Annotated in this window: 9 protein-coding genes and 1 pseudogene; 4 read left to right on the top strand and 6 right to left on the bottom strand. The window is 73.1% G+C overall.

What is annotated here, in order from left to right:
• Window positions 1–36: 36 nt before the first annotated feature.
• On the top strand, window positions 37–447 hold the full coding sequence (locus tag ACFXA3_RS22075) for a delta-60 repeat domain-containing protein (protein ID WP_385189126.1): 411 nt from the start codon (window positions 37–39) through the stop codon (window positions 445–447).
• A 171-nt stretch (window positions 448–618) separates the two neighbouring features.
• Complete coding sequence (locus ACFXA3_RS22070; RefSeq protein WP_385189124.1) at window positions 619–1,569, top strand: SDR family NAD(P)-dependent oxidoreductase; 951 nt, start codon at window positions 619–621, stop codon at window positions 1,567–1,569.
• 43 nt (window positions 1,570–1,612) lie between these two features.
• Here ACFXA3_RS22070 and ACFXA3_RS22065 read toward each other — a convergent pair whose 3' ends face one another.
• Window positions 1,613–2,476 (bottom strand): LLM class flavin-dependent oxidoreductase, encoded by an 864-nt coding sequence (locus ACFXA3_RS22065; protein WP_385189123.1) that lies wholly within the window; start codon window positions 2,474–2,476, stop codon window positions 1,613–1,615.
• 210 nt (window positions 2,477–2,686) lie between these two features.
• Between ACFXA3_RS22065 and ACFXA3_RS22060 the strand changes: the two genes are divergently transcribed.
• Window positions 2,687–4,084, top strand: coding sequence for an alpha/beta hydrolase family protein (locus ACFXA3_RS22060; RefSeq protein WP_385189122.1), 1,398 nt, complete (start codon window positions 2,687–2,689; stop codon window positions 4,082–4,084).
• 15 nt (window positions 4,085–4,099) lie between these two features.
• Here the strand turns inward: ACFXA3_RS22060 and ACFXA3_RS22055 are convergent, their stop codons facing one another.
• From ACFXA3_RS22055 to ACFXA3_RS22035, 5 genes and pseudogenes are all read right to left on the bottom strand, one after another.
• The gene (locus ACFXA3_RS22055; protein WP_385189120.1) at window positions 4,100–7,093 is read right to left on the bottom strand and encodes a trypsin-like peptidase domain-containing protein; all 2,994 of its coding nucleotides are present in this window, start codon (window positions 7,091–7,093) and stop codon (window positions 4,100–4,102) included.
• Window positions 7,083–7,394 (bottom strand): trypco2 family protein, encoded by a 312-nt coding sequence (locus ACFXA3_RS22050; RefSeq protein WP_385189118.1) that lies wholly within the window; start codon window positions 7,392–7,394, stop codon window positions 7,083–7,085. Before ACFXA3_RS22050 ends, ACFXA3_RS22055 begins: the two co-directional genes overlap by 11 nt.
• A gap of 159 nt (window positions 7,395–7,553) precedes the next feature.
• Window positions 7,554–8,642 (bottom strand): chitinase, encoded by a 1,089-nt coding sequence (locus tag ACFXA3_RS22045; RefSeq protein ID WP_385189128.1) that lies wholly within the window; start codon window positions 8,640–8,642, stop codon window positions 7,554–7,556.
• 42 nt (window positions 8,643–8,684) lie between these two features.
• A pseudogene (locus ACFXA3_RS22040) lies at window positions 8,685–9,206 on the bottom strand (carbohydrate binding domain-containing protein); the annotation flags it as partial.
• Window positions 9,207–9,431: 225 nt separating this feature from the next.
• Complete coding sequence (locus tag ACFXA3_RS22035; protein ID WP_385189117.1) at window positions 9,432–9,797, bottom strand: hypothetical protein; 366 nt, start codon at window positions 9,795–9,797, stop codon at window positions 9,432–9,434.
• A 198-nt stretch (window positions 9,798–9,995) separates the two neighbouring features.
• Here ACFXA3_RS22035 and ACFXA3_RS22030 point away from each other — a divergent pair.
• A partial coding sequence (locus ACFXA3_RS22030) for an amino acid permease (RefSeq protein ID WP_385189116.1) occupies window positions 9,996–10,649 on the top strand: 654 nt, incomplete at its 3' end.

Here is a 10,649-nt window from a genome sequence, read left to right as displayed (position 1 = left end):
GATCGGGCGACCCCCGAGTGATACACTCTCTTTTTCGTGGGAAGCGTCAGATGTGTATTCGGGACAGGTCCCGACGGTTCGCTCGACCCCGGGTTCGGCGACCGCGGCAGGGTACTGGCCGACGTCGGTCCCGGCAGCACCGACGAGGACCTGGCGGGACTCGCGCTGCAGCCCGACGGCCGGATCCTCGCCGGCGGCAGTACCGCTCCCACCGCGTTCGGCCAGGACAGCGACTTCCTGCTCGCCCGCTTCCGCGACGACGGCGCCCTCGACCGGAGCTTCGGCCGCGACGGGTTCGTCGTCACCAAGACCGCGCCGGGTGACGCGGACGACGAGATCTTCGACATCGCGCTGCAATCCCCGACCCGCCTCGTCGCCGCGGGCGAGTGCGACCAGCCCACCACGGGGAGGGACGTCTGCCTCGCCCGCTATCGCGTGGGGCGGTAGGGGGCACGACGGGCGTGCAGCGGCGTGGCGCCGGCGCGGAGTCCGCCGGGGTGTCGGAATCCTGTCGGCGGTGAACGCGCTCTGTCGGCGGTCTGTCGACGGACGGTGCGACCTTGGGCGGGTCGAGTGCTCTGCGTGAGCACGCTGCCCGATCCCAAGGAGCCAGTCATCGTGTCTTCCGCAGCCCAGACCCGCCCGTGGAACGTCCACCGGCTGCCGTCCGCCGAGGGCAGGACGTTCCTGGTCACCGGGGGCAATGCCGGGATCGGCTACTTCGTCGCCGAGCAGCTCGCCGCCACCGGCGCCGTCGTCGTACTCGGCAGCCGGGACGCCGCGAAGGCCGACGCCGCCATGGCTTCGATCCGCTCACGCGTCATCGGCGCGCACGTACGCCACCTTCGGCTGGACCTCGCCGACCTGCCGTCCCTGAAGACCGCCGTGGACGGGCTGGACCTCGATCGTCTCGACGCCGTCGTCCACAACGCGGGGGTCGCGCTCGACGACCCGCCGCGCCGGGAGACCGGGGACGGCCATGAGCTGATGTTCGCCACCAACCACCTCGGCCACTTCTCGCTCACCCGGTGGCTGGCCCCCCTGCTGTCCGCGGCTCCGGGCGGCCGCATCGTGACGGTGGGGAGCTTCGCGGCCCGGTCCGAGCGGCTGGACCTGGGCGATCTGCAGTCGGACCGCGACTACCGGCCCAAACGCACCTACGGCCGATCGAAGCTTGCGCAGATGTGCTTCGGCTTCGAACTCGACCGCCGGCTGCGCGCCGGCGGCAGCACGGTGCTCAGTGTGGTGGCCCACCCCGGCGGCGCGCTGGACTCCCTCACCCCGTCCCGCCCGCCGGTGCACGTCCCGACCCCCGGCGAGCGGCTGCGCGCCCTGCCCGCCGGGCTCTTGGTGCAGGGCAAGGACGCCGGGGCATGGCCCGTCGTGCGTGCCGTCCTCGACCCGGACGTGCAGGGCGGGCAGTTGTGGGGGCCGAGGGTCTTCGGCCTGCGCGGCACACCACGGCGGGAGCCCGTCCCCGCCCACATGGCCGATCCGGACGTCGCCTCCCGCCTGTGGGCCGCCAGCGCCGAGCTGGCCGGCACCGATGCGCACCTCGGGTTCCGGTAGGCGCGCGGCCGCGCCCGCCCGTGACGCCGGCGGCGGCCTCGGATCAGAGCACCGGCGGGCCCGCCTCGATGCGGCGCAGCACCGGAGCCAGGCGGTCGAGGTCGGGTCCGGACTGCACCTGCCGCTCGTCCCACCAGGTGGCGCCCGCGTCGTGCAGGGGACCGATCACGTCCCTGGCCTTCGCGGCGTCCGGGGGTGTCGCACCGCCGAGTACGAGCTCGAAGGGGCGCCCGGTCCCGTCCTTGCGGTGCTCGCGCAGGTAGCCGGCCAGTTCGCGCACCTCCTCCACGTCCGGGACGTGTCCGTGCCGGGCCGTCTCGAAGAGCGGCACGGCGCCGTCCCACCGGGCCGCCCGCCGCATGGGCGCACGATTCGGCCAGAATCCGCCGATCCACACCGGCGGACCGGGGCGTTGCACGGTGGCGGGCAGGAGGGCCACGTCCCGCACCTGGTAGTGCTGACCGTGGTGGTTCACCGGCTCGCCGGACCAGAAGCGGCCCAACAGCTCCAGTCCTTCGTCCAGCCGCGCGGCGAGGACGCGCGGCTCGGCGGTGTCCCCGAAGCTGTGGTACTCGTCGTCGATCGGGCCGCCCAGACCGGCGGCGAAGGTCACCCGGCCTCCGCTGAGGTGGTCCAGCGTGGCGACTTGGCGGGCCAGTTGCTGCGGGCGGTATCGGGGGACCGGTGTCAGCAGCGTGCCCAGCCGGATCCGGGAGGTGGCGAGCGCGGCCGCGGTCAGCAGGATCCAGGGGTCGCCGAAGGGGCGCCCCTGGTGCCGTCGGTGCAGTACGTGGTCCCAGACGAAGAGGCCGTCCCAACCTGCTTCTTCAGCGGCGGCTGCAACGGTCGCGACGCTACGGGGGTCGGCGAAGTCACCGAAGTTCGGGATGTTGACGGAGAAGCGCATCCCGGCAGGATGCGCACCCGGCCACGGGGGAGCAACAGGTTTCCGGTCCCCATGGCCGGAAATCGCGCCTGTTTCCGTACGAGCCGCGGAGGAAGGGGTTCGGCGCCGCCGCGGGCGACGGCGGCGCCACGGCGGGTCGCCCGAACGGCGCAGGGGTGGCGGGGCGGTCCGGGAGGCCGGGATGCCGGTCCGGCCCTACGCTCCGATGCCATGAGCCCCGTACACGGCGATTCGCATTCCGGACCCACGCGTCGCGCCCTCCTGACCGCGGGCGCGGGAGCCGCGCTCCTGGCGGGCTGTGCCCGCGGCGGCGCCCCCGGCGCCCCGGCCGCGGCCACCAGCAGCTCGGCCGCCGCTGCGGGCGGCGGTGGCCTCACCCCGGGCGCAATGACGCTGTTCAAGGACCCCGCGTACAACTTCAACGGGCTCCTCGCGCTCGGCGGCTCGGGCGCCGGCGCCGCGGAGGTCGGCGAGGTCCTGACGGCCGTGAACGCGATCAACGCGGCCGGGCTGACGGCGCAGTCGTACGTCAGGACGTTCCGCAGCCTCGCCGACCGGCTCGTGGCGGCTCCGCCGGGCGCCCCCGCCGACGGCCAGACCAAGCGGTTCCGGGCCCTGCGCGCGGCCCAGTACTACGGGCAGGCGCTGTTCTTCGTCCTGGGATCGGACGACCCCGGCAGCGAGGAGCAGCTCTACAAGGCGGGACGCGCCGCCTGGGACGCCTTCTGCGACCTGTGCGAGCCCGCCCCGGTGAAGGCGAACGTGCCGTACGGGACCACACCGCTGCCGGTGTGGTTCTTCCGGCCCGACACGTCCGGCGCTCCGCGCCCGACGGTGATCCTGACCAACGGCAGCGACGGCCAGAACGTCGACATGTGGACGTACGGGGTCCCGGCCGCGCTGGAACGGGGCTGGAACGCGCTCGTCTACGACGGACCGGGCCAGGGGCAACTGCTCTTCGTGGACCGTGTGGTGTTCACCCCCACCTGGGAGCGGGTCGTCACGCCCCTCGTCGACTGGCTGACGGCCCGCTCGGACGTGGACGCCCGCAAGATCGCCCTGACGGGACTGAGCATGGCGGGCGACCTCGCACCGCGGGCCGCGGCGTTCGAGACGCGCATCGCCGCCCTGGTGGCGATGCCTGGATGTGTGGAGCCGTGGCTGGGGTTCCCGCCCGAGATCCGGAAGATCCTCACCCCGGACAAGCAACGGACGAACGACATCTGGAACAAGGAGGTCGTCCCCGAACTCCCCCCGGAAGCGGCCGATGTGATGAAGAAGCGGTTCGAACCGTTCTCCGTCCCCGCGATGCTCCAAGCCCGCCAGGGCAAGCTGTTCACCGACTTCTACACCCCGGCCACCCGCATCAAGGCGCTGACCATCACGGACGTCGTCCCCCGCATCAAGGCGCCCACCCTGGTGCTGGACTACGAGGGCGAACAGTTCTACCCCGGCCAGCCGCGCCGCATGTACGAGGCCCTCACCTCGCCCAAGGACTACCTGAAGCTGACGGCGGCCCAGGGGGCGCAACTGCACTGCTCCCCCATGGCTCCGCAACTGCACTGCGAGGTCGTCTTCGACTGGCTCGGCAAGACGCTGGGCACCTAGGGGGTGCCTTGCCCGTCAGGGTGTGGTGTTGCGGGTTCCGTCCTGTGCCGGGAGGGCTGCGGCCCGGGTGGTGAGCCAGGAGGGCGGGATCATCTCGACGTTGCGGCCCGTGTGCTCCGCGGCGCGGATCAGGGCCCCGGCGGCCGCGGTGAGGTCCGCGGCGGTGCGGGCGCGGGCCGCCTCGGCGAGGGCCTCGGCCGCCGCGGCTTCGGCGGCTCCGGCACGGTGCAGGGAGGCGGCCGCCCGGTCCGCCGCTTCGGCGGCCTGCTCGTACCGGCCGGCGGTCCAGTGCGTCCACGCGAGGTTGTGCAGGCAGACCCCCTCGGTGCGCGGGTTCTCCATCGCGGACGCCGCCGCGAGCGCGGCCTCCAGCGATGCCGCGGCCTCGGCGGGCCGGTCCAGCGCGAGTTGGGCCACTCCCTTGGCGTTCAGTGCGTAGTCGGTCGCCTCCTGGACGCCCGCCTCCGCGTAGGCGCGTACGGCACGGTCGCCCGCGGTGATGGTCTCCTCCCAGCGCCCCAGGGCCAGCAGGGCGGTGAAGCGGGCGTTCCACGCCCGGGCCGCCGTCAGCCGGTCCCCCGAGGCCGCGGCGATGCCGCCGAGCCGGGCGGCGCCGGCCAGGGCCTCCGCCCCCTCGCCCCGGGTGCTGTGGGCGAGGGAGAGGCTCAGGACGGCGTGGGCCTCGGCCTCGGTGTCGCCGTTCTCATGGGCGATGTCGGCGGCGCGTGCGAGCGCTCCGACCGCGTCGGGGAGCCGGCCGAGCTGACGGTGCACGTCGCCCAGTCCGAAGACCGCTTCCTGCAACGCCTGCCGGTCGCCCAGCCGTTCGGCCAGCTCCGCGGCCTCCGTGAAGAGTTCGGCGGCGTGCCCCAGCGGGCCTCCGCTCAAGCGGGCGTGCCCGTAGCCGATGAGGTGGGCGAGGCGGGCGGTGTCGTCGGTCAACTCTTCCTCCACTGTCAGGTGCATCGAGATCGCCGCGAGGGCGGAGCCGTGCCGGGCCATCCAGGGTCCGATCGTCCCCAGGAGCAGCGCGGCGTCGTTCATGTCCCCGGCCTTGACCAGGTGTTCGTACGCACGGCGGTGCGGGCGTACGTCCTCCAGGCCGCGCCACTGTGAGCGGGGCGGCGCGGTGTGCGCGTACCAGCCGGCGGCCCGCCGCTCCAGCGAGCGGCGTCCCAGCGGGCCGTCGGACGCGAGGGCGCCGTACGCGAGGTCCGCGTCCATCGGGTGCAGGGCGTAGGTACGGGTGCCCCGGTCCGCCGAGAGCATGCGGATGCGGAGCAGCTGCGACATGACGCGCGGGACGTCGAGCGCGGGTGCCACGCCGGCGGTGAACCACGCGATGGCCTCGCGCGGCACGGGCGTGCGCAGCACCGCCAGGACGTTGAGGAGGGTGCGGGCGTCGGGGCCGAGCTGCCGGTGGCGGTCCTGTGCGAGAGCGGCGACCACGTCGCCGCGCAGGGTGAAGTCCTCCAGTACGTCCTGGAGGGTGGGGAGTTCGAGGACGTCGTCCGCCATGGTGCCCACGAGCAGCTCCAGCGCGCGCGGCACCCCGTGGACATGGACGGCCGCACGCAGCAGCTGCTCGTCGGGAAGTTCCGCGACGCCGAGGCTGCCGTCCTGGTCGAGTTCGCGCAGCAGCGCGATGGACTCCTCGGCCGGGAGCCCGTCGGAGAGTTCGACCTCGGCGGCGAAGCGGCGCAGTTCGGGCGCCAGGTGCAGGGGGACCTGCGAGGTCACCAGCAGGCGGGGGGTGTGGCGGGCCCGGAAGAGGCAGTCGAAGAAGGCGTCGAGCTCGGCGTCGTCGAGCCGGCCGTCGTCGCCGAGCAGGTCTTCGAGGTTGTCCATCACGATGACGACCAGCTCGTCGCCCATGGCGGCGAACAGTTCGCCGATCTTGTCCTGTACGGGGCGGTCGGCGGCCCAGACGTCCAGCAGCCGTGCCTCGTGGCCGGGGCCCAGCGCGCGGGCGCAGTCGAGGTAGAGGCGTTCCAGGGAGACACCGGCGGTGCGGGTGCTCAGGTTCACGATCGCGGACGGGAGCGGGGCCCGGCCGTGTCCGGGCCACTCCCCCCGTTCCAGCATGTCCACGACCTTCGCGGCGACCGCGCTCTTGCCCATGCCGCGCCGGCCGGTCACGGTCACCATGCGGATCGCCGGATCGGCCAGGTGGCGGCCTATCAGTTCACGTGCTTCGGTGCGGTCCTTGAACAGTTCGAGGCCGTGGGTGACGGGGAGCCCGACCACCTTCGAGGCGCGCGGGGCGGTCCTCACCTGCCGGGGTGACGGTTCCGTGCCGGCCTCGGGCAGCTCGTCCGGGTCCGCGATCGCCAGCAGGCCGGCCAGGCTGGTCCGCCGGGGTGCGTCGACGGTGCGCAGCACGTGGTCGATGCGGGCGGCCGTCAGCCGGCCCGGCCCCTCCCAGCGGTGGTGTTCCGCCACGACTCCGACGATGCGGTGGCCGGCCCACAGCGCGGCTCCGGACATGCCGGACCACGGGGACACCTGTGGATCGGGGTCGGCGGCGGCCACCGCGACCGTGATCTCCAGGGTTCCGGTGCGCAGGTTGGACAGGGCGGCGACGGTCCCGTCGGCCTGGTGCAGTTCGCGGAACCGGCCCCCGTCGGGGCGGCTCCGACGCTTCCACAGCGGGAACCCGGCGGCGTGGACGTCGACGACGGCGTGGCGGTCGTCGCCGATCCGGCCGAACGCCGCGGGCGGGGCGGAGGCGGCTTCGGGGGGCGGGGCGAACGTGAGGACGGCCACGTCGGTGGCCGTGTCCGACCAGGCCACGTCCGCCGTCGCGGCCCACTGGCCGGGCCGGTCGGCGTCGAAGCGGACCTGGATGCCGTCCGCGTCCGCCACCACGTGCTGTGCGGTCAGCACGAGCGTGTCCCCGACGCGGTAGCCCGATCCGCGGCGGCCGGCGCCCGCGGTGGTGGTGACGATCACCTCGGCGATGCGGTGGGGGTCGAGTCCGCTCCGCACCGCTGCGCCGTCAGTCCTCACCGGGCAGTGCGTCGCCGGAGATCAGGGCCGTGCGCTCGGGGGCGTCCGCGGACACCGGTTGCAGGCTCAGGGTCAGCTTCTGGGTGACGGTCGTGGACCGTTTGGCGCTCGCGCCGGCGTCGAAGACCCAGAAGCGGACCTTGACGCCCGGCTCGGTCGTCCGCTCCACGCCGACGGTCAGTTCCAGCTCGACCCGCTCGGCCTTGAACCGCAGGTCCGAATCCTTGCCCGCCGACATGGCGCGGCTCAGTTCCGCGCGCAGCTGCGCGATCATGTCCGCCAACTCGACCGCATCGTCCACGAGCAGTCCCCCCAAACGGCTGTCTGCCTCAACTCCATTGCCTTGCAGGCCACATCATCGCGCATGGGCCGCTCCCGCGGGGAACGGGGTCCGGCCCGGGGAGGGGACTCCTCGGGCCGGACCGCGCCGGGCGGTGAGGACCGCGGTCGGGCACGGGCGTCAACGGCCTTGCAGGGTCCTGACGTTGTCGCCGAAGGTCCAGCCCTTGGAGCCGTCCCAGTTGAGCGACCAGGTCATGAGTCCCTTCAGCGAACCGCCGAAGGCGTTCCAGGACTGGCCGACCAGGCTGGGCGCCATGTAGCCGCCGCCCGCGCCGGGTTGGGCGGGCAGTCCGGGCACCTGCTTGTCGTAGGGCACCTTGACGGTGGCTCCCTGGATGGTGAGGCCGTTGTTCAGGCAGGTGGTCTGCGCGGTGAAGCCCTGGACCGTGCCGGCCTGGTAGGAGTCACCGGAGCAGCCGTACATGCTGCCGTTGTAGTACTGCATGTTCAGCCACCACAGGCGGCCGTTGTCGGCGTACTTCTTGATGATCGGCAGATAGGCGCCCCAGATCGACCCGTAGGTGACGCTCCCGCCGGTGACGTACGCGGTTTCGGGGGCCATGGTGAGGCCGAAGCCGGCCGGCATCTGCGCCAGGACGCCGTCGATGATGCGGATCAGGTTGGACTGGGAGGCGGACAGGGTGTTGATGTTGCCGCTTCCGGACAGGCCGGTCTCGATGTCGATGTCGATGCCGTCGAAGTTGTACTTCTTGAGGATCGGGACGACGGTCGCCACGAATCTGTCGGCGACGGTGGCGGAGCTCAGGTCGATGCCGGCGGCGGCGCCACCGATCGACATCAGGAGCGTCGCCCCGGCCGCCTTGGCCCGGCACATCTCGGCGGGGGTGGCGACCTTGACGCCGGTGTCCATGCCGTCCTGCCACAGGACGGTGCCGTCCGAGAGGATCACCGGGAAGGCCGCGTTGATGACGTTGTACCCGTGCGCGGCGATACGGCTGTCCGTGAGGGGTATCCAGCCCATGCCGGGGTGGACGCCGTTGGCGGCGCCGTCCCAGTTCTCCCAGTAGCCCTGGAGGACCTTGCCCGACGGCCTGGGCTTCGTGGGGCAGGTGTCACCCGGCGGGGTGGTGGTCGGAGGGGCGGTGGTGGGCGGGGCGGTCGTTGGAGGGGCGGTGGTGGGTGGCGTGGTCGTGGGTGGCGTGGCCGTGGGCGTGGGGTCGGTGCCGCCGGGGCCGGTGAGCGACACGTCGTCCGCGTAGTACGCGGGCTGCCCGTACCAGCCGTGCAGGTAGACGGTCACCGAGGTGGTGTTCGGCCCGGTGGTGAAGTCGACGCCGAGCCGGCCGTAGGAGGGGCTGTTCGGCGTCCACGTGGACGGGGCGCCGGTGATTCCGGTGCCCGTGGCGCCCAGGTAGACGTAACTGCCCTGCACGTAAGCACTCAGGGTGTACTGGGAGTTGGGCTGGACACTGACGGTCTGCGAGCACTGGGCGGTGTCCTGACCCGTCGGCGCCGCCTTGAGCGCGGAGGCGCCGGAGCGCACCGGGCTGCCGACGGCCGCGGCGACGCCGCCGGGGCACGTCCAGTCGGCCAGGCCGTTCTCGAAGCCGGAGTTGGCCACGAGATTGGCGGTGGCGGCCCCGGCCGTGACGGACCCGGCCACCGCGAGACCGGCGGCGATGACGGCAGCGGCGCTGACCCCGGCGAGGAGCCGCCGCGCGGCGGCGGGCCTGCGCGGGGGCCAGCCGGGACCGGGGCGAGGGCGGACATCGCCCGACGTACCAGGAGTGCGCGACCTTCGACGGAACATGCTGCGCTTCCTTCCCGCCGGGCATCTCGGGCATGACGACGCGTGGGGGCGTGACGCCCGGCTCGGGTGGGGTGGGGACATGTGGGGCTGCGCCGGACGGGATCGTAGGAGCGCCGGCACGCCTCGTCAATAGGTCTGGACCAATGGCCGGACTGTACCGGCGCGGAGGGGTCCGTCTGCCCTGATCCTGCGCTGCCCGATGCCCGCTGCCCTATGCCCGATGCCCTATGCCCCGTCGTCGTACGTTCCCGCCTCGACTTCGAGGGCCAGTTCCTGGAGTACCTCGATCGAGGAGACGTCGGTACGGCCGGCGTCGTGGGCCATGGCCAGGCTGGTGAAGGCCAGGCTGAAGCCGGCGACCATCGTGTGGAGGGCCGGGCCCAAGGCCTCCGCGACGTGGCGGGCCACCTGCTGCGGGGAGGCGTCCGCGGGGACGCTGATCGAGGGCAGCATCTCGTTGAGGAGGTGGGTGACGACCCCGGCTTCCGCTTCGGGGACGTCGCCGTCCTCCCCGCCCTCGACCGCCCTGCGGATCTCCTGGGCCTCGGTGAGGATGCCGATGACTCGCTTGAGGACCTCTGCGCGTTCCATCGTCGGAGCGTAGCCACAGTCCGCCCGGGCGGGGGCTCATATCGGGGAGTCGTGAGGGGTGTCCGTTCGGGGGGGCGCTCGTGCGCCTCGCCCGTCACGGTCGTGGTGCGGTGTCCGGGAAGGGGACACTGGGCGGGCGGCGCGGCCCGCACCCCGGTCACGGAGCCGGAGCGGCCCGGGAGAGACGAGGTGGCCGGCATGGCGCAGGCTCCGGCGGACCCCCGTGACGGCCGAGGTGGCGCGGACGGCAGCGATGCGGTCGAGCTCGGGGGCTACCGGCAGGAACTGAAGCGGACGCTCGGCTCCTTCCAGGTGTTCGCGATCTCGTTCGCCTTCATCTCGGTGGCGGTCGGCATCTTCGGGACGTACGACGACGTGCTGCGCTCCGCCGGGCCGGTCGGGATCTGGCTGTGGCCGGCCGCGGGTGCGGGGCAGATCCTGGTGGCCCTGGTGGTCGCGCAGTTCGCGGCCCGGATTCCGCTCAGTGGCTCCTCGTACCAGTGGGCCTCGCGGCTGGCCACCCGGAAGGTCGGCTGGGGGTTCGGCTGGCTCTCCTTCTGCTTCCTGGCGGTCGCCGTGGTGGCCGTCGACAACGCGCTGGCGAGCCAGGCGTTCATGCCGCTCGTCGGCATGCGGCCCGACGAGGACGCCGCACGGGTGATCACGCTCGTGGTGCTGTTCGTCCAGACCGTGCTCGCCATCGCCTCCACCCGTATCGTCAGCGTCATCAACACGGCGGCCGTCGGCATCGAGGTGGCGCTGGTCGTGGTGGTGTCGATCGCCCTGGCCGTCGCCGTGCTGGTGACCGGCGACGGCGCGGCGGACAACCTCACCTCGCGCGGGGTGACCGCG

Origin of the sequence: Streptomyces sp. NPDC059456, assembly GCF_042750055.1 — a bacterium.
In the GTDB taxonomy this organism is placed as follows: Bacteria; Actinomycetota; Actinomycetes; order Streptomycetales; family Streptomycetaceae; genus Streptomyces.
This window is presented reverse-complemented; position numbering and strand designations above follow the sequence as displayed.

Coding starts and splice junctions, on each gene's coding strand:
- ACFXA3_RS22065 (WP_385189123.1), bottom strand. CDS start 2,476: ATGCGCTTCTCCGTCAACATCCCGAACTTCGGTGACTTCGCCGACCCC.
- ACFXA3_RS22060 (WP_385189122.1), top strand. CDS start 2,687: ATGAGCCCCGTACACGGCGATTCGCATTCCGGACCCACGCGTCGCGCC.
- ACFXA3_RS22035 (WP_385189117.1), bottom strand. CDS start 9,797: ATGGAACGCGCAGAGGTCCTCAAGCGAGTCATCGGCATCCTCACCGAG.